Raw genomic sequence first — 21,549 nt, 5'->3', positions numbered from 1 at the left:
TTAATTCCGTGCAGATTCGATGCTGGTCGTGACCGTGTTGAAGACATTTCCGAGGCTGCCGCTAAAGGCCTGCAGACCGGCCAGGAGACCGATGGCGATGAGCCCCGCGAGGAGCCCGTATTCGACAGCTGTCGCGCCATTGCAGCTTGAGAGGAATGATTTCAGCAGCCTGCGCACCATTCATCTCTCCTGCGTGCTTCGAGCACTTGAGGTTTCCTGTCGGCTCAGCAGCCGCTGCCCTGACCATTGCCGCTGACGATGCAGACGGCGCCCGGCATTTCCTGCAGTACGCTTCGGCGTACCGTGTATCGCTTGGTTCCATCCGTCGGGATCGAGCCCGTCGAGATCATGTCGAAGTCGTCCGGCACGTTCGCGATCATGCGCTTGTCGGTCTTCGCGGAGAGGACCGGGGTGAGGACAAGCGCAAGTGCTATCACGGCAGTACCGAAGAGCAGAGCAAGGTTCAGCGCACCGGTCCGGGTATCTCCGGCCGGCGTGTAGTCCTTCTCCTGAACGGCTTTCCAGAAGTCATCGTCACGCATCACAGGGTCTCGTAGGCATTGCAACGTTCAAAGCTAATCTTTGAACGACGGTGCTAAACGATTGCTTAACGGGAAACGAAAAATGCAGGGTTATTTCCTGCCGAACGCTTAAAGAAGATCCATCAGGAAGGGGATCAGCGGTTCGTCGGCCGGCGGCATCGGATAATCGCGCAGCGCCTTCGGCCGCACCCACTTGATCGCCTGCCCTTCGCGTCCGTGGGCGGTGCCCTCGAACCGGCGGCAGACATAGAGCGGCATCAAAAGGTGGAAGTCGTCATAGGTGTGGCTGGCGAAGGTCAGCGGCGCGAGGCAGGCGACCTTCGTCTGGATGCCGAGTTCTTCGTCCAGTTCACGGATCAGCGTCTCTTCCGGCGTTTCGCCGGCCTCGACCTTGCCGCCCGGGAACTCCCAGAGACCGGCGAGCGATTTGCCCTCGGGGCGTTGTGCCAGAAGGATACGGCCATCGGCATCGACGAGCGCGCAGGCGGCGACGAGCAGGATGCGGCGGGGCTTGGGCGTCGGTTCGGTCATGCCGCGGCAGGTCCCCGGTAGCTGTACTGGTAGACGTCCTGGAAACCGGCGCGGCGGTAGAGCGCAATGGCCGCCGCATTGTCCGCCTCGACCTGCACCCAGGCATGGCGGGCGCCCTTGAGCTTGGCCCAGCGCAGGCTCGCATGCAGGATCGCGGTGCCGAGGCCCTGGCCGCGCCGCTCTTCTGCGACGCCAAGCTGGAGGATGCCGACCAGATCATTATCGTGCACAGCGATCGTCACGGCCGTCGGGCCGAACTCCGCATCCTCGAAGATGAAGAGGCCGGTTTCCGGCTTGATGGCGTTGATGATCTCGGTCAGGCCGGGCTTCAGCGCCGGGTCGTCGCCGGCCACGCGGATGCGCGCATCGACGAAGCGGCCGACATCGCGGCTCGGCAGGTGGTCGAGGCCTTCGTCGCGGGGAAGGGTGGCAAGGTCGGCCATCATGACGACGGTATGGCCGTCTTCGACCCAGCCGGCCTCGTCCATGAAGTCGATGAGTTTTGGCGGCGTCAGCGGCGTCTGGCGCACGAGCAGCGGCCGGCCGTAGTCGGCAAAGCGCTTTGCCGCCTTCTGCAGGCGGATGTCGATGTCGCGGTAGTCGGATGGATCGAGCGGGTTTACCGAATTCAGCCGGCGGGAGGGGTGGCCGGCGGTTAGCCGGCAGAGCCAGCTTCCGTCATACTGCACCGAGGCTGCCGGCCAGGCGCGAAAACCGACGGCCTCGAGCCGGCGGACTTTGGGGAGGTCGTTCATCGTCTTTTGTCCGGAGGGGGTCACGCGGGTCCCGGCCTCAGCTACGGTAGTCGCCGTTGATCTCGACATATTCCTTGGTCAGGTCGCAGGTCCAGACCGTCGCCTTTCCACTGCCGAGGCCGATCTCGACGCGGACGGGGATGTCCTGCTTCTGCATGACAGCCGTCGTCGCATCTTCGGAATAGGAGGGATCACGTTCGCCATCGACGGCGACGCGCACGTCGCCAAACCAGATGGCGAGGCGGTCGCGGTCGGCCATCTCGCCGGATTTGCCGACGGCCATGACGATGCGGCCCCAATTGGCGTCCTCGCCGGCAACCGCGGTCTTGACGAGCGGCGAATTGGCGATCGACAGCGCGATGCGCTTGGCGGCGGCGTCGGTCTCAGCACCTTCGACGGTGACTTCGACCATCTTGCGCGCGCCTTCGCCGTCACGCACGACCTGAAGCGCCAGATCACGCAGCAGATCGTTAAGGGCGGCGCGGAAACCGTCGAGCGATGCGTTGTCGGCCGTTACCGGCTGCTGGCCATCGACGGCGCCGGTCGCAAAGAGCATCAGCGTGTCGGAGGTCGAGGTGTCGCTGTCGACGGTGACGGCGTTGAAGGTCGGGCCGACGCCGGCCGACAGCAGGGATTGCAGCACCGGTGCCGGGATGTCGGCATCGGTAACGACGAAGGACAGCATGGTCGCCATGTCGGGCGCGATCATGCCGGCGCCCTTGGCGATGCCGTTGATGCGCACGGTAACGCCGCCGAGGTCAGCGGTGCGCGTGGCGACCTTCGGATAGGTATCCGTCGTCATGATCGCCTTGGCGGCCTCGAACCAGAAATCTTCCGCGCCGGAGGTGGCGAGGCCATCGAGCACGCCGGAGAATTTCGTGGCGTCGAGCGGTTCGCCGATGACGCCCGTCGAGGCGAGGAAGACTTCGCTCTCGGCACAGCCGATCGCCTTGGCGGCCGCTTCGGCGGTCAGCTTCGTCGATTCGCGGCCCTTGCGGCCGGTAAAGGCATTGGCATTGCCGGAATTGACGACCACCGCACGGGCGACGCCGCCGGCCAGGTTGGCCCGGCAGAAATCGACCGGGGCGGAAGGGCATTTCGAGCGGGTGAAGACGCCTGCGACCGCCGCGGGGCGATCGAAGACCATCATCAGCACGTCCGTCCGGTTCTTGTACTTGATCCCTGCGGCGGCGGTCGCCATGCGCACGCCGCGGACCGGCGGCATATCGGCATAGGTTTTCGGGGCAAGCGGGGAGATCGAGCCGGACATCGTGCATTCCTGTTTGAGGAAAGGCCCGACGGGAGCCGGGCCGGCCTGTTTGAAGAAAGGCCCGACGGTAGACAGCCGGGCCGGCCTTGAGTGAATGAGGCCCGGCGGAAAACGCCGGGCCGTTGTCGTTCTTACTGCTGGCCTTCGATGGCCGGCGCGGGTTCGCCTTCGCCTGCAGCTTCCGCCTTGTTAACCGCGTCGTAAGCGGTCTTCAGCGCCGGATCCTGGATGTCGATCGGTGCTGCAGCCTTGGCCTTTTCCAGAAGCTCAAGATACTTGTCGCGCATGACGAGCTGACGAACCTGGGGCTCGACCTGGTCGAGTGCCGGGGGCTGCTGCTTGCGCTTGTCCTCGATCTTGATGACGTGGAAGCCGAACTGCGACTTGACCGGCACCTTGGAATAGGCGCCCTTTTCGAGGGCAAAGGCGGCGGTTTCGAATTCCGGAACCATGCGGCCCTTGGCGAAGTAACCGAGGTCGCCACCTTCCGACTTGTTCGGATCGGTCGACTTCGCCTTGGCGATCTCGACGAAATCCTTGCCGGCATCGAGCTCGGCGATCACGGCCTTGGCTTCTTCCTCGGTCTTGACGAGAATGTGGCGGGCGCGGATTTCGTCTTCCGGCGTGATGGCGGAGACTTCCTTTTCGTAGCGCGCCTTCACGTCTTCCGGCGTGACGGCATCAACGACATGCTTCTTGAAATAGGCGTTGTGCAGTTCGCGATCGGTGAGGAAAGCGAGGCGCTGCTTGAACTCGGCGTCGTCCTTCAGGCCTTCCTTGTCGGCATCGGCGGCAAGCAGCTTGACGTCGATGATCGAGGAAAGGGCGGCGACGCGCTTCTGCTCGTCCGGCAGGTTGGCGAGTTGCGGGTCGAGGCCTGCGATTGCGAGCTTCAGTTCCGATTCGTGGATCTCGAGCGCGCCGACCTTGGCGACGACCGGATCGGCGGCGGCGTCCTGTGCGCGGACGCTCGTGCTTGCGGCGACGATCGCGATCAGGGCGACTGCCGCGAGCTTGCTGTACTTCAACATAGAGAAAGACCTTTCACATCCTCGCCGGAATCAAGCGGATATCCGGTGCCAAACGGCTCAACACCACCAGAATGTGGCAGTTGTGCAACCGCCTGAGCCGTTGACATCATTCGACCCCCCTCTTATCTGTCACGCAATCCCGCGTCCAGATCAGTTTCCGGGCGTTTCACGGCTTTGCGCGCAATTCCTACGACCTGTCACGCGCCGGGTGCCCACAAAGAAAGGACCATCCTGATGGTCAGCCTCGGCGGCATAGCCCGCAAGTTGTTCGGTTCCTCGAACGATCGTCGCATCCGCTCCTATAGTCCGCGTGTCGACGCCATCAATGCGCTGGAACCGCAGATGAAAGCGCTCTCCGACGACGCATTGCGTGCGAAGACCGTGGAATTCCGCGAGCAGCTCGCCGCGGGCAAGACGCTCGACGACATCCTGGTGCCGGCCTTTGCGGTCGCCCGCGAGGCGGCCTTGCGTGTTCTGGGGTTGCGTCCCTTCGACGTCCAGCTGATCGGCGGCATGATCCTGCACGAGAAGTCGATCGCCGAAATGAAGACCGGTGAAGGCAAGACGCTCGTCGCGACGCTTCCGGTCTACTTGAACGCGCTCGCCGGCAAGGGCGTGCATGTCGTGACCGTCAACGACTATCTCGCCACCCGCGACAGCGCGCTGATGGGCAAGATCTACGGCTTCCTCGGCATGACGACCGGCGTCATCATGCACGGGCTTGACGACGACCAGCGCCGCGCGGCCTATGGCTGCGACATTACCTACGCGACGAACAACGAACTCGGCTTCGACTATCTGCGCGACAACATGAAGTACGAGCGCGGCCAGATGGTCCAGCGCGGGCACTTCTTTGCCATCGTCGACGAAGTGGATTCGATCCTCGTCGACGAAGCGCGCACGCCGCTGATCATTTCCGGCCCGCTCGACGACCGCTCCGATCTCTACACCACCATCGATGCCTATATTCCGCTGCTCGATGAAGGGGATTACGAAATCGACGAGAAGCAGCGCTCCGCCAACTTCTCGGAAGTCGGCACGGAGAAGCTCGAAAACCTGCTGCGCCAGGCGGGGCTTCTGAAGGGCGAATCGCTCTATGACGTCGAGAACGTCGCGATCGTGCACCACATCAACAACGCGCTGAAGGCCCACAAGCTCTTCACCCGCGACAAGGACTACATCGTTCGCAACGACGAGATCGTCATCATCGACGAATTCACCGGCCGCATGATGCCGGGCCGCCGCTATTCGGAAGGCCAGCACCAGGCGCTCGAAGCCAAGGAAAAGGTCACAATCCAGCCGGAAAATCAGACGCTGGCCTCGATCACCTTCCAGAACTATTTCCGCATGTATTCCAAGCTCGGCGGCATGACCGGTACGGCGTCGACCGAGGCGGAAGAGTTCGGCAACATCTACGGCCTCGACGTCGTGGAAGTGCCGACCAACCTGCCGATCAAGCGCCTCGACGAGGACGACGAGGTCTACCGGACCGTCGAAGAAAAATACAAGGCGATTATTCAGGAGATCAAGGACGCACGCGAGAAGGGCCAGCCGGTTCTCGTCGGCACGACCTCGATCGAAAAGTCTGAATATCTTGCCGAGCGCCTAAAGATGGCCGGCTTCAAGGACTTCCAGGTGCTGAACGCCCGCTACCACGAGCAGGAAGCCTATATCGTTTCGCAGGCCGGCGTGCCGGGTGCGGTGACGATCGCCACCAACATGGCCGGCCGCGGTACCGACATCCAGCTCGGCGGCAACCTCGAAATGCGCCTCGAGCGCGAGCTTGCCGAGATGGAGCCGGGTCCCGAGCGCGACGCAAAGCGCGAATCGGTGATTGCCGAGGTCAAGAAGCTGAAGGAGCAGGCGCTTGCCGGCGGCGGACTCTATGTTCTTGCCACCGAACGCCACGAAAGCCGCCGCATCGACAACCAGTTGCGCGGCCGTTCCGGCCGTCAGGGCGACCCGGGCCGCTCGAAGTTCTTCCTGTCGCTGCAGGACGACCTGATGCGCATCTTCGGTTCCGAGCGCATGGATTCCATGCTGCAGAAGCTCGGTCTCAAGGAAGGCGAGGCGATCGTCCATCCGTGGATCAACAAGGCACTGGAACGCGCGCAGAAGAAGGTCGAAGCCCGCAACTTCGACATCCGCAAGAACCTCCTGAAGTATGACGATGTGCTGAACGACCAGCGCAAGGTGATCTTCGAGCAGCGCATCGAGCTGATGGACAGCGAGAACCTGTCGGAAATCGTCACCGACATGCGCAACGAAGTGGTCGAGAACCTCGTCCGCCTGAACATTCCGGAAAACGCCTATGCCGAGCAGTGGAACGTTGCAGGCCTGAAGGCCGGCGTCGTCGAGCAGCTCAATCTCGACCTGCCGATCGAGGCCTGGGCGGCCGAGGAAGGCATCGACGAGAAGGACATTCTCGAGCGCCTGCACAAGGCAGCCGACGATGCCGCCGCCGACCGTGCCGAACGCTTCGGCGCGGAAATCATGACCTATGTCGAGCGCTCCGTGCTGCTCCAGACCCTGGACCTTCTGTGGCGCGAGCACATCGTCAACCTCGACCACCTGCGCTCCGTCATCGGCTTCCGCGGCTATGCCCAGCGTGATCCGTTGCAGGAATACAAGGCGGAAGCCTTCGAACTCTTCCAGGCGCTGCTGGCGAACCTTCGCCAGACGGTCACGGCACAGCTGATGCGCGTCGAACTCGTGCGCCAGGCTGCCGACGGACCGGCACCGTCCCTGCCGGCCATGGAAGGCCACCATATCGACGGCACGACCGGCGAGGACGATTTCGGCGAAGGCAATGGCGGCGGCTTCATGGCGGTTGGCGTCGAGCCGGAGAACCGCGACCCGAACGATCCGTCGAGCTGGGGCCGCGTCTCGCGCAACGAGCCCTGCCCCTGCGGTTCCGGCAAGAAATACAAACATTGCCACGGTGCCTTCGAACAGGCCTGATCGCAGAGACTGAAAATGCCGCCTTCGGGCGGCATTTTCTTTGTCCGGCCAAGGCGCGTGACGCCGCGACCCAACCGTTTGTTAACCCTGATCTGACAAGACTGACGCTGTTGAGTTCTGCGTAGCGTTTGGGTTCCTGTGTTGATGGCGGTCATTCAATCGGCTGAGAGGTTGCTGCCATCCGGCCTGCGCGGCAAGGCGGAGCCGCTCACGCGTGCGCTCGCGACAATCCTGTCCAGCGATGATCCCCGCAACCTCGCCCAGCGCATGGCGCTCATTGCCTTTGCCATCCGGGTTGCCAGCGCTGCCATCGCCTTCCTGACGCAGATCGTGCTGGCCCGGGTGATGGGCGAGTTCGAATACGGCATCTTTGTTTTCGTCTGGGCGCTCATCGTCATCGTCGGCGACATGTCCTGTCTCGGCTTCCACACGACGGTCGTGCGCTTCCTGCCCGACTATGTGGGCCGCAGTGCCCTTGCGGAAATCCGCGGACTTACCTCCACCGCCCGCATCTTCGCCATTCTGTCCTCGACCACGCTTGCGGTGCTCGGGTTCCTCTGCCTCTGGTTTTTCCGCGATTCCTTTGCCAGCTACTATGTCCTGCCGCTGTTCATCGGCCTGTTCTGCATGCCGATGATCGCGCTCGGCGACGTGCTGGAAAGCACCGCGCGCGCCCATAGCTGGGCGGTGGTGGCGCTGAGCCCCACCTATATCGTCCGCCCGCTGCTGATCCTCGTCTTCATGGTGCTGGCGGTGACGCTCGGCGCGCCACATACCGCCCTGACGGCGATGACCGCGGCGCTGGCCGCGACCTACCTCACCACGGTCGTGCAGTTCTTCAACATCGTCTACCGGCTCGGCAAACGCTATGTCGCAGGCCCGCGCAAGATCGAGTTCTCGCTCTGGATCAAGGCGGCGCTGCCGATCTTCCTGATCGAAGGGTTCGGCTTCCTGCTTACCAATTCCGACGTCATCGTCGTCGGCCTCTTCCTCGATCCGGAAAGTGTGGCCATCTATTTCGCCGCGGCAAAAACCATGGCGCTCGTGCACTTCGTGTTCTTCTCCGTAAAGGCTGCCGCCGCCCCGCGTTTTTCTGCCATGTTCTCCGCGGGTGACCGCGTAGCCCTTGCGCGCTTTGCCGGCGAGACCGTGCGCTGGAGTTTCTGGCCATCGCTCGCCGTCGGCGGCGTGGTGCTGCTGTCTGGCCATCTGCTGCTGTCGCTCTTCGGGCCGGCTTTCACGGCCGGCTGGAGCCTGATGTTCATTCTCTTTGCCGGCATTCTCGTCAAGGCTCTTGTCGGGCCGGGCGAAGTGCTGCTCACCATGTGCGGTGAACAGCGGCTCTGTGTCGGCGTCTATGCCGTGGCGCTTACGGCAAACATCCTCTTCAACGTCACGCTCATTCCGCTCTTCGGCCTGACGGGCGCCGCCATCGCCACCGCTGGCGCCATGGTCGTCGAGGCGCTGCTTTTGCACATCGTGGTGCGCACCAAACTTTCCATCATTCTCTTCGCCTTCGCCAATCCGGTGAAGGCGAGCCTCGTCAACGGGATGGACCATCATGACCGATAGCCACGGCATCGACCACGCCATCGCGGCAGGGCGCGCCCAGGCCGCTATCCCGCCAGCCCCGCCACTGGCACAACCGCCGGCCGACCAGCGTTTCATCGTCGGGCGGCCGGGCCGCTCGCTGGCGCTCTATCCGGCAACGGCGGGCTATGAGCTGCAGCAGGAGCTCGATTTCCTGTCGAACCGCGTCATGGAGCCGAACGTCTTCTTTACGGGACGGTTCCTGGCGCCGGCCATGCCGCGCCTGGAGGATCGCACCGTGCGGCTCTCGGTCATCCGCGACGAGGGCGACGGGCGCAGCCGCATGCGCTTCCTGATGCCGTTCTCCGTGGAAAAGCCGGGCTTCTCCATCGGCTCCAGCATTCTGCGTGCCTGGTCGAACCCGTTCGGGCCGCTCGGCACGCCGCTCGTCGATGCCGAGGACGCGGCCGAAACACTCGACAATTTCCTCGAAGCGCTCGGTGGGCCGGGCACCGGCTTGCCGCCGATCCTCGTCCTGCCGGACCTGCGCCTCATCGGTGCCTTCGCCCAGCTGCTGCGCGCGGTCGCGATCGGCCGCAACCTGCCGGTCACCATCACCGATACCTATCGCCGGCCGATGCTGGACAGCCTGCTCGATGGCCAAACCTATCTGCAGAACGCCATCTCGCCCGAGCATTTCCGTGAGCTGCGCCGGCAGTGGCGCCGGCTCGATGCAATGGGCGAGCTCAGCTACAACGTCGCCCGCCAGCCCGCCGACATCCGCCTGCGCATGGAAGAATTCCTGCTGCTCGAGGCGGCCGGCTGGAAGGGACGCGGCCGCACGGCGATGATCAACGACCGCTATCGCGCTGCCTTTGCCCGCGAGGCGATCAGCAATCTTGCGGAAACCGACGGCGTGCGCATCCACACGCTCGATCTCGACGGGCGCGCCATCGCCTCGATGATCGTCTTCATGACGGGCGGCGAGGCCTATACGTGGAAGACGGCCTATGACGAGGCGTTTGGGAAATATTCGCCCGGCAAGCTGCTCGTCGCCGAGCTGACCGAATGGCACCTCGACGACGCGAATATCGCGCGGTCGGATTCTTGTGCGGTGCCGGACCATCCGGTCATGAGCCGCTTCTGGGAAGAGCGCGAGGACATGGGCACGCTCGTCGTCGGGCTGCAACAGAACCGCGACCGCGACGTCCGCCAGACGGCGGCGCAGCTTCACCTTTACCGCAACACGCGCAATGTTGCGCGGCTGCTGCGCGACAAGATCCGGTCGCTGGCGCGGCGCTAGGCGCAATTCCAAACGGCGCACTTTGCCGGAATTGCTCTAGGCCGCGAACGGCGCCTCTTCCGCCGCGCGCTTGCGCAGCAGGTGGCGAATGACCTTGCCGGAGGTCGTCAGCGGCAGGGATTCGACGAAATCCACTTCGCGGGGATATTCGTGCATGGAAAGCCGTGATTTCACCCAGTCGCGGATGTCGGTGGCGAGCGCTTCCGAGGGTGTCTCTCCCGGGCGCAGCATGACATAGGCCTTGACGATCTCGGTGCGAACCGGATCCGGTTTGCCGACAGCGGCGGCAAGCTGCACGGCCGGATGACCGGCGAGGCAATCCTCGATCTCGCTCGGGCCGATGCGGTAGCCGGAGGAGGTGATGACATCGTCGTCGCGGCCGAAGAAGGTGACGTAGCCGTCCTCGTCCATGCGGCCGAGGTCGCCGGTCGTCATCCAGTCACCGACGAATTTTTCCGCCGTCGCCGTCGGGTTCTGCCAGTAGCCGAGGAACATCACGGGATCGGGCCGTTTGACCGCGACCTGGCCGACCGTGCCGCGCGGCACTTCCCGGCCATCGGCGTCGATGATCGCGACGACATGGCCGGGCACCGCCTTGCCGATCGGGCCGGGCCGCGACACGCCGAGCTTGCCGATCGAGCCGAGCACGATGTTGCACTCGGTCTGGCCGTAGAATTCGTTGATGGTGATGCCGAGCGTGTCGCGGACCCACTCCCAGGTTTCGCGGCCGAGCGATTCGCCGGCCGAGCCTATGGTGCGCAGGTTCAGCCGGTATTTTTCACGCGGGTTTGCGACACTCTTCATCAGCCGCAGCGCCGTCGGGGGGATGAAGGCGTTGCGCACGTCCATATCCTGCATGATGCGGTAGGCCATGTCCGGATCGAATTTCTGCCCTGGCGAGGAGACGACCGGCACGCCGAGCAGCAGGGCCGGCAGCAGTACGTTGAGCAGGCCCCCCGCCCAGGCCCAGTCGGAGGGCGTCCAGATGCGGTCGCCCGGTTGCGGCAGGAATTCGTGATGCATCTGGAAACCCGGCACATGGCCGAGCAGCACCCGGTGGCCATGCAGGGCGCCCTTCGGCGGGCCGGTCGTGCCCGAGGTATAGATCATCATCGCCGGGTCGTCCGGGCCGCTTTCGATCGCCTTGAACGGACCGGCGTGGCGGTCGACGAGGTCCTGAAAGGACTTCGCTGCCGGATCGCCGACCGGTTCGATCGTGATCACCAGATCGAGGGTCGGCAGCTCCGGCCGGATCGGCTGCAAACGGTCGAAACCGAAATGGTTGGTGACGATCGCCTTCGCCTCGGCGTTCTTCAGCCGGTAGAGCAGGGCATCGGCGCCGAAAAGCAAGGCGAGCGGCAGGGCAATGGCGCCAAGCTTGTAGGTCGCCAGGTGCGCGATGACCGTCTCGAAACCTTGCGGCAGGAGGATCGCGACGCGGTCACCCCGGCTGACGCCTTCCGCAGCAAGCGCCGCCGCAAACGCGTCGGAGCGTGCGGCGAGCTCGCCATAGGTCATCGAACGCGGCAGCGCATCCGGGCGGAAATGCTGAAGGCAGATACGCTCCGGTTCACGCTCGGCCCAGGCATTGGAGACCGCGGTGCCGATGTTGAACCGTTCCGGGATCTTCCAGCGGAAATCCCGGTACAGCGCATCATAGGTCGATCTCTCGGCGAGCATCCGGCGGCACTCCAGTTTGCTGCATTGCACCTAGCATTCCGGAGGGGCAGCCCGCAATGGCGCCTTTGTGGGGGTCAGAGCCAGGACAGGCGGTTGTCCACGCTGCTGACATTCGCAATGGACGCTGCGATTGTCGTTGCGCGCTCCGCCTCCTGCGGGGAACTGATGTTGCCTGACAGAATGATCCGCGTGCCCTCGCAGGTCACGGTTACATCGGACGCATCCACGTCGCCGGCGACGGACAGGGCGTCAGCGACCGCCTGTTCGAGCCAGGCGGGGTGTGGTGCTTCGAAGTGTTCGGGTGGTTCACCCTTGAAGGTACCTTCTTTGAAGACCATGGAACGCTCCTGTGGTTGACTGAATAGAAACGCGGAAGGGGAGGATTTGTTCGGTGCTGTTTAGGGATGGTTAGGACTGTTCCGAAGTCGGACAGATCCGCCCCGAATTGGGAGTTGTTGGCCTGTTTGGCGCAGGCTAAGCATCGGTTATCGCAACCGGGGATAGAGTATGAGCAATATCAATATTAGGGGTTTCTCTTTGAAATCCGGCGCAAATTTCAACAAATTCGTTTCCGAAAAGTTGCAGGCAATCCTGGATTATGATCGCGAAGTTGCAAAGCCGACCTACCTCGAGTTTCGTGACGACAGCAAGAACTACATGAAGTTCAGCGGTACGAACCTGACGTACAAGGTCGTGGGCGGGGAAGTTTTTGGTGTCACCGGCGGCACGATCACGGCTTTCAAGGCCGTCTCCGACGGCATCGCCGTCCTCGACGTCACCAACCTTTCGCTGACCGGCAAGGCCTTAACGGCGGCGATCGACAGCGGCAGCACCACGAAGTTCCTCAATGCCTTCCTGTCCGGTGACGATGTCATCAAGGCGACCAACTATGCCGACGTCTTCTGGGGCGGCAATGGCAATGACACGCTCTACGGCTACAACGGCAACGACACGATGTCCGGCGGCAATGGCGTGGACAAGCTCTACGGTGGTGCTGGCAACGACACGCTGAAGGGCGATGCCGGCAATGACCGGCTGGAAGGTGGTGCCGGCGCGGACAAGCTCTATGGCGGTGCCGGTGCCGATACCTTCGTCTTCCTCTCAGCGCAGGATTCGACGGTGGCTGCGAGCGGGCGCGATACGATCTTCGACTTCAGCCAGAAGGAAAAAGACAGGATCGACCTCAAGGCGATCGACGCCGATACCACGCTTGCCAAGGACCAGGCGTTCTCCTTCATCGGCAACAAGGCCTTCTCGAAGGATGCCGGCGAACTTCGTTACGTGAAGACGGGTGGCGACACCTATATCCAGGGCGACGTGAACGGTGATGGCAAGGCGGATTTTTCGATTGTGGTGGACGCGTCCATCACCTTCACCAAGGCGGATTTCATTCTCTGATCATGGCCCGCGAGTGGCCCCGTATTTCCGTTTATCGGGCCTAAAATGGTTGAGACCCAAGAGCGTGCACATCGCTCTCGGGTCCCCCTCACAACCGCATCCGGGGGTGTCTGCGGCTGCCCCCGTAAAATGCGGCACAGCAAAATTTGTTCCCGCTAAAAAATGATTTTTTGCAGGCTGCCCCGAATTTCGGCTTCCGCAGACGGGGATGGGATCGCCCTGATGCCAGCCCCAACAAGGCGCGGACGATAGATTTTGATTGTCTGTCGCGTGCTTCAGCCCAGGGTCACGACCAAACCAGCTGTCGCAAAGCCGCGGGCGTAGTCTCCGAGCGGTGGGTACCATCCGGCACCTTGCGGTCCGGTTCCCCAGGCGATTCGTTTATTGGCCAGGTGCCATTTGTTGAATTTTTCGCCGGCCCGCGCCGGGTAATCCTGCAGTTTGCAAAACACATTCAGCCATGGATCGGCCGCCCAGACATCGACGGAAAGCGGACTTCCCGCCAACTCTTCCACTGTATTGTTTCCCAAATTCGCGCATTTGACGCGCGGTCCGACAGCACAGAAAACGTGGTCCGCCGGTGCCGCCAAAGAGACCAATGCCACTGGCGCAGGTTTTGGCTCCCCCAGCCTGACCCAGGCACTTGCTGCCGCGATCATTGCAAGTTCGCCGCAATTTGCCGCGACGGGACGCATACGAAGAAGCGCCTTCCCATCGCGCAAGAAATGGGTCGTCGGAATACCAAAACGTTCACGGAACCCGCCAAGCTGGCGAAGAGCAGCGCGCAGCTGATCTCCATGCGCCTGGTCGCTCTCGGCAAATGTCGCACCGAATGCCACCGGCGCATAGTTGTGCTGATTGGCGGCAAATGCGGAGTTTCCGTCTAAGTGGAGTTTGTTGCTGGATTTATATCCTGCTGCGTAAATATCTCTCGCAGCGCTAAAGCCAGTGCTAGCTGCTACCATGAAGGACATTGCGGCAAGCTCCCCTTTGAAAAACAATCATAGGTAATCATAAATGGTACGGGGAGGGAAGGGACGTGGCGCAGCCCAGAGGGTTGCCGTCGAGGATTATTTAAACCCGAGGGAAATACCGTCCTGCCAATCACAACCAAAGACGCTTAAACCGTCAGAGGCCCTCTACCGCGCCCCGAAAAGCCGGCCGTTGGATGGATTGTCACGGTATTTCTTCGAAAATGCCTGAAAAACCAGTCTTATCCAGGATAAGTACTGGTGCGGGATAGCGAGAACCAGCGCGATGGGTAGGTGGGCGGCGTCGCGCGGAAAAGAATGGTGCCCCATGCCGGAATCGAACCAGCACTCCTTTCGGAACTCGATTTTGAGTCGAGCGCGTCTACCAGTTCCGCCAATGGGGCACGGTACTGCAGCCATCGCCGTTTACACGAAGCGTTCGTGGGCGGCAACCGGGAAATCGGGGCTAAATGGGCCGATCACATATCCGTGCAGGTGATTTACAACGACGTGCCACCTGATAGAACTCGGCGCCGTTCGCCGGCACCTCCGCCGGCCCGATTGGACGATCCTGATGACGGCATTCCTCGACCTTTCCCGCAAGACATCCGCAAGCCTGCTTTCGCTCGGCATGGTGGCGACCGTGGGCGGCGCGCTCGCCTTCGAACATGTCGGCGGCTACATTCCCTGTGCGCTCTGCCTGCTGCAGCGGGATCCCTATTATTACGGCATTCCGGTCGCGGTTGCGGCGCTGGTCTCCGCCCTGTTCGGCGGCCCGGCCTGGCTGACGCGCCTGCTTTTGGCGATTGCCGGCATCATGATGCTGGTCGGTGCAGGCATGGGCGTCTATCACGCGGGCGTCGAATGGAGTTTCTGGGAAGGGCCGGCGACCTGCGCAACCTCCGCCCAGGGCGTCACGCAGAATGCCGGTGACCTGCTGTCCGATCTCAACAGCAAGCACGGTCCGTCCTGCACGGAAGCCTCCTTCCGCTTCCTCGGCCTGTCCTTTGCCGGCTGGAATGTGATCGCAAGCCTCATCCTCGCCGCGATCGCCTTCAAGGGCGTGCGGTCCACGAAAGCCTGAGATGCCGCAACCCGTGGCGTCACGCATGTCGTCGCCGCAAAAGTGCCTGGCACTTTTGCGTGACCTGCGTCAGGGCTGCAGTTCGACGTCCCAGTAGAGATAGTCCATCCAGCTTTCATGCAGATAGTTGGGTGGAAACAGTCGCCCGTTGTTGTGCAGATCCTGAACCGTCGGCTGGTAGGGCTTCTGATGCGGGAACATGCCCGCCTGCTTCGGCAGCTTGCTGCCTTTTCTCAAATTGCACGGGGAGCAAGCCGCGACCACATTGTGCCAGGTCGTCTCGCCGCCATGGGCGCGCGGGATAACATGGTCAAAGGTCAGGTCGTCGGGCGTCCCGCAGTACTGGCATTCGAACTTGTCGCGCAGGAACACGTTGAACCGGGTGAAGGCCGGGTGGCGTGAAGGCTGCACGTAGGACTTGAGGCACACGACGCTCGGCAGGCGCATCGTGAAGCTCGGGGAGGAAACCGAATGGTCGTATTCGGCGATGATGTTTACGCGGTCAAGAAACACGGCCTTGATCGCGTCCTGCCAGGACCAAAGCGACAAGGGGTAATAACTCAGTGGCCGGTAGTCAGCATTCAAGACAAGAGCTGGCAGGGCCTGTGGTGAAACAGAAATCGTCAAGGGCTTCTCCTGATCGATTCGGCATCTGCTCTTCTATATTAGGCCCGTTGTTACAGCATTGTGAAGCGGGAAAGGAAAAGCGAAAACAACGTATTTCGCAAAGCTCACCCTTCGAGCACCGGCGCGACCTCGCGGCGCATCTCGCGGGCATAATAAGCCCAGAACAATCGGGCCGAGACGCCGCGCCAGGGCGACCAGCTTTCGGCGATCCGGTCGAGCTCCTGGGGGCTCGGGCGCATGGCAAGGCCAAGCGCATGGGCGACGGCATTTTGCAGGGCGATATCGCCGGACGGAAAGATATCCGGGTGGCCGCCGCAGAACAGCAGGTAGACATCCGCGGTCCAGCGGCCGATGCCCTTGATGGCGGTGAGCTTGTGGGTCGCAGCCTTCGCTTCCATGCGGCAGATCGCGTCGAGATCGAGTTCCCCGCGATCGACGGCTTCGGCCGCGCGGCGCAGTGTTTCCGCCTTGGCGCGCGACAGCCCGATCGTGCGACAGGCCTCGTCGGAGAGGGCGAGGATGTGGTGGGGCGTGATATCGCCGGATAGCTCTTCCAGCCGCCGCCAGATCGCATCCGCACTGGCGCGCGACACCATCTGGGCGACAATGATGCCGGCAAGGCCGCGATAGCCGGGGGGCAGGCGGCGAAGCGGCACCGGGCCGGCCTTGTCGATGACGGTGAACAGGCGCGCGTCGAGCAGGGCGAGGTCGACCAGACCCGTCGCGACATCCGCCTCCGAATTGATCATGTGCAGTCGCATGGTTTCGAGCGGCCTCGATCCTTGTTCCAACAGCGGCCTTTGTGCGTCAATTTCAATGCGCAGCCCTGTAGTGACGTGACACGCCTCTTCATGCCAGAAGACCTCATGCAAAGTGCTTTGTCAAAAAATCGTGTCTTTCGGTTTGCGCCGAGCCCGAATGGTCTATTGCATCTCGGCCATGCGCTCTCGGCCATCCTCAACCACGACCTTGCCGCGGCCTGCGGCGGACGGTTCCTGCTGCGCTTGGAAGACATCGATCCTGCCCGATCGCGTGCCGAATTCGAGGCGGCGATCTACCAGGACCTCGCCTGGCTGGGGCTTGACTGTGAAAAGCCGGTGCGGCGCCAGTCGGAGCATCTCGCGTTTTACGCCGAGGCACTGGAACGGCTGAAGGCGATGGGTCTGCTCTATCCGGGCTTTTTGAGCCGCGGCGAGGTGAAGGCGCGGGTCCAGGCGCATGAGGCGGCGGGTGGTCTCTGGCCGCGCGATCCGGATGGGGCGCCACTCTATCCGACGGAAGAACGTGTGCTAGACCGGGATCAGGCGCATGCCTGGATCGCAGGGGGCCGCCAGCATGCCTGGCGGCTCGATATGGACAAGGCCCGGGCGCTGGCGCCTGATATCCTCGACTGGTCGGAGGCGGGCGAGGGGCCGGAGGGCGAGACGGGCATCGTGACGGCGCGGCCCGAGCGCTGGGGAGACGTCATCCTGTCGCGGCCGGATGCGCCGGCGAGCTACCACCTCGCCGTCGTGCTCGACGATGCGGTACAGGGCATTACCGACGTGGTGCGCGGGCAGGATCTTTTTTATGCGACGGCGGTGCATCGTCTCCTGCAAAGCCTGTTCGGGTTGCCGGCGCCCGCCTATCGTCACCACGGGCTGGTGCCGGGGCCGGATGGGCGAAAACTGTCGAAGAGCAACCAGGATACCGGGATTGCGGCCTACCGTGAAAAGGGTGTTTCACCTGCCGGCATTCGCGCCTTGCTCGCGCGCTATGGCTTCGTCTTCCATTGAATCGTCACCGGCTGGCGGCTGTTGTTTGCGCACGCCCCTGATCTTGTCGAGAATCAGGCGTTTTACACGGAACTTCATCAGGGCCGCGTTGATCTCCGCGCCGAGGATGAAGATCACCCCGACGATGTAGAGGAAGACCAGGGCGATCATGATCGAGGCGAGGCCGGCATAGGTGGAGACGTAGTTGGCGAAGGTCGTGAGATAGGAGGCGAAGGTATAGGCGCCGATACCCCAGGCCAGAAGCGTCAGCAGGATGCCGGGCAGCACGTCGGCGATCTTGCGCCGGCCGGCCGGCAGCCAGAGATGGGCGATCAGCAGGCCGACGAGCAGGACGAGGATGGTGCCGAACAGGCCCCAGCTTTCCACCCAGGAATAGACATAGTTCAGCCAGGGTAGCCAGTCGCCCGTTGCTCGTACCGCGAGCGGTGCGGCGACCAGCACGATGCTGATGACGGCGAGCGCCAGCACGCCGGCAATGACGAAGCCGAGGCTGGCCAGGCGCGTCACGTACCAGTAGCGCGTTTCGGCCACCCGGTAGGCGCGGTTGAGCGACACGCGCAGCGCCTCCACCCCGTTCGAGGCGAAATAGGCGGCGGCGAGCACGGAAACCGTGAGAAGGCCGCCGCGTGGAATGGTGAGGACGGCGACGACCTCGCGGGAAATGGGGGCGGCGATCGATTCCGGCCAGGTGTCGAAGATCAGGTGCACGGCGGTCTCGGCGAACTGGTCGGCGCCGAGGAAGGAGCCGAGTGCGGTGCCGAAGATCAGGAAGGGAAAGATCGCCAAAAGCGTGGAGAGCGCGACATGGCTCGCCATCGCCCAGCCGTCGTCCTCGGAAAAGTGCCAGATCGCGTCGAAGACGACCTTGTAGGCAAGGCGGATGGCGGTCGGCATCGGCAATATCCAGTCCCTTTGCGACCGTGCCCGGCCGTCTTCGCAATTGTCTGCCTGGGCATAACGTCTTAAACCGGATTCAGTTTAAGACGTTATGCTCAAATTCAAATTTCCATAACACCACGCTTTAAGGACGACGCGTGGTGCTGTCGTGGTGATATGGGAAACGGACGCAGATTTGTACAGGAAACCGCCATGTCTTCTCCAAATGCGACGACCGCGCCGAGCATCATCGTCACCGGGTGCTCCTCGGGTATCGGCGCGCACTGCGCGCGTGCGCTGAAGGCGGAAGGCTGGCGGGTTTTTGCGACGGTGCGGCGGGAGGAGGACCTGGCGAGCCTCGAAGCCGACGGCATCGAGGCGCTGCTGATGGACTATACCAAGCCTGAAACGATCGCCGCCCTTGTCGAGACGGTGCTGGCGCGCACCGGCGGTCGGCTCGACGCGCTCTTCAACAATGGTGCCTATGGACAGGCCGGTGCCGTCGAGGACCTGCCGGTGGACGTGCTGCGCCAGCAATTCGAGACGAACGTCTTCGGCTGGCACGACCTGACGCGGCGGGTGATCCCCATCATGCGCAGCCAGGCGGCCGGCCGCATCGTGCAATGCTCGTCGATCCTCGGCATCGTGCCCTATCGCTGGCGCGGCGCCTACAACGCCTCGAAATTCGCGCTCGAAGCCCTGTCGCTGACGATGCGCATGGAGCTTGCCGGCTCCGGCGTGCATGTCAGCCTGATCGAGCCGGGACCGATCACCTCGCGTTTCACCGCCAATGCGCTCACCCATATCGAGAAGAATATCGATCTCGAAAACTCCGTGCATGCGGAGGAATACCGGCGGCAGTTGCAGCGGCTGCGCGGCGAAGCCAAGCCGGCGCGCGGCAAGCTGGGGCCGGAAGCGGTGCATGCGGTGCTGCGCCATGCGCTGACGGCGAAGACGCCACGGCCGCATTACATCGTGACGACACCGGCCAAGCAGGGTGCGCTGTTGAAGAAGCTGCTGCCGGCCGCCTTGTTCTACCGCATCATCGGCCGGCTTGGTTGACGCGGCGCGGCGTCGCAGGCGCATTCGCCCGAAAACACGTGCTATTTGTCGTGAATGCCCTATGTGAATAGGGCTGACGGAAATCAAATCGGATTGTTGGCATGTCTTCCTTTCTCACCTTCATGACCCTGCTCGTCATGGGCCTCGTGGTGATCGTGCTCGTGCGCGGTCTCGTCAACATGGCCAAGGGCGGCAGTGGCAACACATCGAACAAGCTGATGCAGGCCCGCGTGCTCTTGCAGGCGGTCGCCATCGTCCTCATCATGCTGACGCTCTGGATTACCGGCGGCGGACGCTGAGGGGACGATGGTCAAGCTCAACAAGATCTATACGCGCACAGGCGATGACGGCACGACCGGTCTTGTCGCGGGGCCGCGTCGCAAGAAGCATGACCTGCGCGTCGAATCCTACGGCGAGGTCGACGAGGCGAATTCCTACATCGGGCTCGTGCGCCAGCATCTTGCCGATTTCCCTGCGCTTGATCGGATGCTGGTGCGCATCCAGAACGATCTTTTCGACCTCGGTGCCGACCTAGCGACGCCCGATACCGGCAAGAAACTCGATTACGAGCCGCTGCGCATCGCGCAGTCGCAGGTCGACCGGCTGGAGGTGGAGATCGACACGCTCAATGCCGATCTCGAGCCGCTGCGTTCCTTCGTGCTGCCGGGCGGCACGCCTGCGGCGGCGGCGCTGCATCTGGCGCGCACCGTTGCGCGCCGGGCCGAGCGGCGGATCGTGGCGCTTCAGGATAGTGGGGAGACCGTCTCGGTCGCGGCGGTCGCCTATATCAACCGGCTCTCGGATTTCCTGTTCGTCGCCGCGCGCTGGGTCAACGACAAAGGACGCTCGGACATATTGTGGGTTCCGGGGCAGAACAGATAAGCTCGTTCGCAGCAGGCCTTGGGAAGGGGATCCATGTTCATACCGCTGCACGACGCGAATGCTCTGAAATACATCAAGGTGCAGTATGTCACGATCAGCCTGATCGTGATCGATGTCGTCGTCTGGCTGGTGACGGGGCTTGCCTCGACGCAGTCGTTTTCCGATGCCGCGGTGGTCGGCCTCGGCTATATTCCTGCGGTCGTCTTCGATTTCGCCGACCTAGAGCCGAGCCTCGTGCTGGTGCCTGAAGATGCGACCTATGTCACCTATGCCTTCCTGCACGGTGACTTCATGCATCTCGCCTCGAACATGCTGTTCCTCTGGGTGTTCGGCGACAATGTCGAGGATGCGCTCGGCCATTTCCGCTTCCTCGTCTTCTACCTGCTCTGCGCGGCGGCCGGCGCCCTCGTGCACGGTCTGGTGCAGCCGGATTCGGAAGCGCCGCTGATCGGCGCCTCGGGGGCGATTTCCGGGGTGGTGGCGGCATATTTCCTGCTGCATCCGAAGGTGCGTGTCTGGGTTCTGGTGTTCTTCCGCATTCCGCTGCCATTGCCGGCGGTCATTCCGCTCGCCTTCTGGATCGCGCAGCAATTCTACATGCTGGTGGTCGATGGTGACAGCGGCGTCTCCTGGGGCGCCCATGTCGGCGGTATCGTCGCAGGGGCCATCCTCGTGCTCGTTCTGCGCCGGCGCGGCGTGCCGCTGTTCGACCGGACGATCGTCACGCCGAAGGCCGTCCGGCATGTCGAGGCGCCCCCTGCTGCCGTCGAGGAGACGCCGTCGGGCCCCTCCGTGCCGCCGACCCATTGGGGGCGTTGAACGTGTCGCAGATGGTAAATTGACGTGAACGTAAAGGTAATTTATAACGCCTCCGTTTTCACGTGGGGAGGGCTCGTGACACATTGTGTTTGGGGAAAAAACGCGTATCGATGTCGCCAACCGACAATCAGGGCGCCCTTGAAAGGCGCATTTTCCCTCGCGGGCATATGAAGGAAGGAAGCCATGAAGATCTTGGTCCCTGTAAAGCGGGTCGTTGATTACAACGTCAAAATTCGCGTCAAGTCTGACGGCTCGGGTGTCGAGCTAGCGAATGTGAAGATGTCGATGAACCCGTTCGACGAGATTTCCGTCGAGGAAGCGCTGCGGCTGAAGGAAGCCGGCAAGGCGGAGGAAGTGATCGTCGTGTCGATCGGCCCTGCCAAGGCCGAAGAGACGCTGCGCACCGCACTCGCCATGGGTGCCGACCGCGCCGTGCTGGTGGAGACCGACGA

At 62.8% G+C, this 21,549-nt stretch carries 23 protein-coding genes and 1 tRNA gene; 11 read left to right on the top strand and 13 right to left on the bottom strand.

The window, feature by feature from the left end; translation table 11 throughout:
* The 6 genes from AC1RT2_RS11150 to AC1RT2_RS11125 all read right to left on the bottom strand — a co-directional run bounded on the left by AC1RT2_RS11150 (nucleotide 1) and on the right by AC1RT2_RS11125 (nucleotide 4,129).
* The gene (locus AC1RT2_RS11150) at nucleotides 1–180 is read right to left on the bottom strand and encodes a Flp family type IVb pilin (RefSeq protein ID WP_069060795.1); all 180 of its coding nucleotides are present in this window, start codon (nucleotides 178–180) and stop codon (nucleotides 1–3) included.
* A 44-nt stretch (nucleotides 181–224) separates the two neighbouring features.
* Nucleotides 225–542, bottom strand: a complete 318-nt coding sequence (locus AC1RT2_RS11145) for a hypothetical protein (RefSeq protein WP_069060796.1) — start codon at nucleotides 540–542, stop codon at nucleotides 225–227.
* Between the two features lie 108 nt (nucleotides 543–650).
* Nucleotides 651–1,073, bottom strand: coding sequence for an 8-oxo-dGTP diphosphatase MutT (gene mutT / locus AC1RT2_RS11140; protein ID WP_069060797.1), 423 nt, complete (start codon nucleotides 1,071–1,073; stop codon nucleotides 651–653).
* Nucleotides 1,070–1,828 carry a GNAT family N-acetyltransferase gene (locus tag AC1RT2_RS11135; RefSeq protein WP_493101871.1) on the bottom strand — a complete coding sequence of 253 codons (759 nt, stop codon included), beginning with the start codon at nucleotides 1,826–1,828 and terminating at the stop codon, nucleotides 1,070–1,072. The genes mutT and AC1RT2_RS11135 overlap by 4 nt, the downstream gene beginning before the upstream one ends.
* Nucleotides 1,829–1,865: 37 nt before the next feature.
* A complete protein-coding gene (argJ, locus tag AC1RT2_RS11130; protein ID WP_493101869.1) occupies nucleotides 1,866–3,098 on the bottom strand; it encodes a bifunctional glutamate N-acetyltransferase/amino-acid acetyltransferase ArgJ in 1,233 nt (410 codons plus the stop codon).
* A gap of 131 nt (nucleotides 3,099–3,229) precedes the next feature.
* Complete coding sequence (locus AC1RT2_RS11125) at nucleotides 3,230–4,129, bottom strand: peptidylprolyl isomerase (protein WP_493101867.1); 900 nt, start codon at nucleotides 4,127–4,129, stop codon at nucleotides 3,230–3,232.
* Between the two features lie 234 nt (nucleotides 4,130–4,363).
* On the opposite strand from AC1RT2_RS11125, the gene secA reads away from it, so the two are divergent.
* The 3 genes from secA to AC1RT2_RS11110 all read left to right on the top strand — a co-directional run bounded on the left by secA (nucleotide 4,364) and on the right by AC1RT2_RS11110 (nucleotide 9,923).
* Nucleotides 4,364–7,090 carry a preprotein translocase subunit SecA gene (gene secA, locus AC1RT2_RS11120; protein WP_069060801.1) on the top strand — a complete coding sequence of 909 codons (2,727 nt, stop codon included), beginning with the start codon at nucleotides 4,364–4,366 and terminating at the stop codon, nucleotides 7,088–7,090.
* A gap of 144 nt (nucleotides 7,091–7,234) precedes the next feature.
* Nucleotides 7,235–8,662: a lipopolysaccharide biosynthesis protein gene (locus AC1RT2_RS11115; RefSeq protein ID WP_493101864.1), complete on the top strand. Its 1,428-nt coding sequence runs from the start codon at nucleotides 7,235–7,237 to the stop codon at nucleotides 8,660–8,662.
* On the top strand, nucleotides 8,652–9,923 hold the full coding sequence (locus AC1RT2_RS11110) for a GNAT family N-acetyltransferase (RefSeq protein ID WP_493101862.1): 1,272 nt from the start codon (nucleotides 8,652–8,654) through the stop codon (nucleotides 9,921–9,923). The genes AC1RT2_RS11115 and AC1RT2_RS11110 overlap by 11 nt, the downstream gene beginning before the upstream one ends.
* Nucleotides 9,924–9,959: 36 nt before the next feature.
* On the opposite strand, the gene AC1RT2_RS11105 is transcribed toward AC1RT2_RS11110, so the two are convergent.
* Both AC1RT2_RS11105 and AC1RT2_RS11100 read right to left on the bottom strand, forming a co-directional pair.
* Nucleotides 9,960–11,603 carry an AMP-binding protein gene (locus AC1RT2_RS11105; RefSeq protein WP_493101860.1) on the bottom strand — a complete coding sequence of 548 codons (1,644 nt, stop codon included), beginning with the start codon at nucleotides 11,601–11,603 and terminating at the stop codon, nucleotides 9,960–9,962.
* 74 nt (nucleotides 11,604–11,677) lie between these two features.
* On the bottom strand, nucleotides 11,678–11,941 hold the full coding sequence (locus tag AC1RT2_RS11100) for a BON domain-containing protein (protein ID WP_493101858.1): 264 nt from the start codon (nucleotides 11,939–11,941) through the stop codon (nucleotides 11,678–11,680).
* Nucleotides 11,942–12,140: 199 nt separating this feature from the next.
* Here AC1RT2_RS11100 and AC1RT2_RS11095 point away from each other — a divergent pair, with 199 nt between their 5' ends.
* Nucleotides 12,141–13,001 (top strand): hypothetical protein, encoded by an 861-nt coding sequence (locus AC1RT2_RS11095; protein ID WP_493101856.1) that lies wholly within the window; start codon nucleotides 12,141–12,143, stop codon nucleotides 12,999–13,001.
* Nucleotides 13,002–13,276: 275 nt separating this feature from the next.
* On the opposite strand, the gene AC1RT2_RS11090 is transcribed toward AC1RT2_RS11095, so the two are convergent.
* Both AC1RT2_RS11090 and AC1RT2_RS11085 read right to left on the bottom strand, forming a co-directional pair.
* The gene (locus tag AC1RT2_RS11090) at nucleotides 13,277–13,975 is read right to left on the bottom strand and encodes a hypothetical protein (RefSeq protein ID WP_493101854.1); all 699 of its coding nucleotides are present in this window, start codon (nucleotides 13,973–13,975) and stop codon (nucleotides 13,277–13,279) included.
* Between the two features lie 316 nt (nucleotides 13,976–14,291).
* Nucleotides 14,292–14,376 (bottom strand) — tRNA-Leu (locus AC1RT2_RS11085).
* Nucleotides 14,377–14,546: 170 nt separating this feature from the next.
* Here AC1RT2_RS11085 and AC1RT2_RS11080 point away from each other — a divergent pair.
* Nucleotides 14,547–15,056: a disulfide bond formation protein B gene (locus tag AC1RT2_RS11080; RefSeq protein WP_493101852.1), complete on the top strand. Its 510-nt coding sequence runs from the start codon at nucleotides 14,547–14,549 to the stop codon at nucleotides 15,054–15,056.
* 69 nt (nucleotides 15,057–15,125) lie between these two features.
* Here the strand turns inward: AC1RT2_RS11080 and AC1RT2_RS11075 are convergent, their stop codons facing one another.
* Both AC1RT2_RS11075 and AC1RT2_RS11070 read right to left on the bottom strand, forming a co-directional pair.
* Nucleotides 15,126–15,683, bottom strand: coding sequence for an HNH endonuclease (locus tag AC1RT2_RS11075; RefSeq protein WP_069060808.1), 558 nt, complete (start codon nucleotides 15,681–15,683; stop codon nucleotides 15,126–15,128).
* Between the two features lie 104 nt (nucleotides 15,684–15,787).
* A complete protein-coding gene (locus AC1RT2_RS11070; protein WP_069061602.1) occupies nucleotides 15,788–16,438 on the bottom strand; it encodes a DNA-3-methyladenine glycosylase family protein in 651 nt (216 codons plus the stop codon).
* Between the two features lie 96 nt (nucleotides 16,439–16,534).
* Between AC1RT2_RS11070 and gluQRS the strand changes: the two genes are divergently transcribed.
* Nucleotides 16,535–17,458: a tRNA glutamyl-Q(34) synthetase GluQRS gene (gene gluQRS / locus AC1RT2_RS11065; RefSeq protein ID WP_493101849.1), complete on the top strand. Its 924-nt coding sequence runs from the start codon at nucleotides 16,535–16,537 to the stop codon at nucleotides 17,456–17,458.
* Here gluQRS and AC1RT2_RS11060 read toward each other — a convergent pair.
* The gene (locus tag AC1RT2_RS11060; protein WP_069060810.1) at nucleotides 17,405–18,352 is read right to left on the bottom strand and encodes a YihY/virulence factor BrkB family protein; all 948 of its coding nucleotides are present in this window, start codon (nucleotides 18,350–18,352) and stop codon (nucleotides 17,405–17,407) included. The genes gluQRS and AC1RT2_RS11060 overlap by 54 nt on opposite strands.
* A gap of 195 nt (nucleotides 18,353–18,547) precedes the next feature.
* On the opposite strand from AC1RT2_RS11060, the gene AC1RT2_RS11055 reads away from it, so the two are divergent.
* From AC1RT2_RS11055 to AC1RT2_RS11035, 5 genes are all read left to right on the top strand, one after another.
* Nucleotides 18,548–19,396, top strand: coding sequence for an SDR family oxidoreductase (locus AC1RT2_RS11055; RefSeq protein WP_493101847.1), 849 nt, complete (start codon nucleotides 18,548–18,550; stop codon nucleotides 19,394–19,396).
* A gap of 101 nt (nucleotides 19,397–19,497) precedes the next feature.
* On the top strand, nucleotides 19,498–19,695 hold the full coding sequence (locus tag AC1RT2_RS11050; protein WP_069060812.1) for a twin transmembrane helix small protein: 198 nt from the start codon (nucleotides 19,498–19,500) through the stop codon (nucleotides 19,693–19,695).
* A 7-nt stretch (nucleotides 19,696–19,702) separates the two neighbouring features.
* On the top strand, nucleotides 19,703–20,278 hold the full coding sequence (locus AC1RT2_RS11045) for a cob(I)yrinic acid a,c-diamide adenosyltransferase (protein WP_493101844.1): 576 nt from the start codon (nucleotides 19,703–19,705) through the stop codon (nucleotides 20,276–20,278).
* Nucleotides 20,279–20,311: 33 nt separating this feature from the next.
* A complete protein-coding gene (locus AC1RT2_RS11040) occupies nucleotides 20,312–21,097 on the top strand; it encodes a rhomboid family intramembrane serine protease (RefSeq protein ID WP_493101842.1) in 786 nt (261 codons plus the stop codon).
* Nucleotides 21,098–21,280: 183 nt separating this feature from the next.
* On the top strand, nucleotides 21,281–21,549 hold a 269-nt coding region (locus tag AC1RT2_RS11035), incomplete at its 3' end, for an electron transfer flavoprotein subunit beta/FixA family protein (protein WP_493101840.1).

The sequence above is a fragment of the Shinella sp. GW821-FHT11G07 genome, from assembly GCF_058808115.1.
The sequence above is the reverse complement of the archived record's forward strand: the minus strand, read 5'-3'. Positions and strand labels throughout refer to the sequence as shown.

What these genes read in the sequence shown, in the direction of transcription:
- AC1RT2_RS11150 (WP_069060795.1), bottom strand. Translation starts at nt 180, where the DNA reads ATGGTGCGCAGGCTGCTGAAATCATTCCTCTCAAGCTGCAATGGCGCG.
- AC1RT2_RS11145 (WP_069060796.1), bottom strand. Translation starts at nt 542, where the DNA reads ATGCGTGACGATGACTTCTGGAAAGCCGTTCAGGAGAAGGACTACACG.
- mutT (WP_069060797.1), bottom strand. Translation starts at nt 1,073, where the DNA reads ATGACCGAACCGACGCCCAAGCCCCGCCGCATCCTGCTCGTCGCCGCC.
- AC1RT2_RS11135 (WP_493101871.1), bottom strand. Translation starts at nt 1,828, where the DNA reads ATGAACGACCTCCCCAAAGTCCGCCGGCTCGAGGCCGTCGGTTTTCGC.
- argJ (WP_493101869.1), bottom strand. Translation starts at nt 3,098, where the DNA reads ATGTCCGGCTCGATCTCCCCGCTTGCCCCGAAAACCTATGCCGATATG.
- AC1RT2_RS11125 (WP_493101867.1), bottom strand. Translation starts at nt 4,129, where the DNA reads ATGTTGAAGTACAGCAAGCTCGCGGCAGTCGCCCTGATCGCGATCGTC.
- secA (WP_069060801.1), top strand. Translation starts at nt 4,364, where the DNA reads ATGGTCAGCCTCGGCGGCATAGCCCGCAAGTTGTTCGGTTCCTCGAAC.
- AC1RT2_RS11115 (WP_493101864.1), top strand. Translation starts at nt 7,235, where the DNA reads ATGGCGGTCATTCAATCGGCTGAGAGGTTGCTGCCATCCGGCCTGCGC.
- AC1RT2_RS11110 (WP_493101862.1), top strand. Translation starts at nt 8,652, where the DNA reads ATGACCGATAGCCACGGCATCGACCACGCCATCGCGGCAGGGCGCGCC.
- AC1RT2_RS11105 (WP_493101860.1), bottom strand. Translation starts at nt 11,603, where the DNA reads ATGCTCGCCGAGAGATCGACCTATGATGCGCTGTACCGGGATTTCCGC.
- AC1RT2_RS11100 (WP_493101858.1), bottom strand. Translation starts at nt 11,941, where the DNA reads ATGGTCTTCAAAGAAGGTACCTTCAAGGGTGAACCACCCGAACACTTC.
- AC1RT2_RS11090 (WP_493101854.1), bottom strand. Translation starts at nt 13,975, where the DNA reads ATGTCCTTCATGGTAGCAGCTAGCACTGGCTTTAGCGCTGCGAGAGAT.
- AC1RT2_RS11080 (WP_493101852.1), top strand. Translation starts at nt 14,547, where the DNA reads ATGACGGCATTCCTCGACCTTTCCCGCAAGACATCCGCAAGCCTGCTT.
- gluQRS (WP_493101849.1), top strand. Translation starts at nt 16,535, where the DNA reads ATGCCAGAAGACCTCATGCAAAGTGCTTTGTCAAAAAATCGTGTCTTT.
- AC1RT2_RS11060 (WP_069060810.1), bottom strand. Translation starts at nt 18,352, where the DNA reads ATGCCGACCGCCATCCGCCTTGCCTACAAGGTCGTCTTCGACGCGATC.
- AC1RT2_RS11055 (WP_493101847.1), top strand. Translation starts at nt 18,548, where the DNA reads ATGTCTTCTCCAAATGCGACGACCGCGCCGAGCATCATCGTCACCGGG.
- AC1RT2_RS11050 (WP_069060812.1), top strand. Translation starts at nt 19,498, where the DNA reads ATGTCTTCCTTTCTCACCTTCATGACCCTGCTCGTCATGGGCCTCGTG.
- AC1RT2_RS11045 (WP_493101844.1), top strand. Translation starts at nt 19,703, where the DNA reads ATGGTCAAGCTCAACAAGATCTATACGCGCACAGGCGATGACGGCACG.
- AC1RT2_RS11040 (WP_493101842.1), top strand. Translation starts at nt 20,312, where the DNA reads ATGTTCATACCGCTGCACGACGCGAATGCTCTGAAATACATCAAGGTG.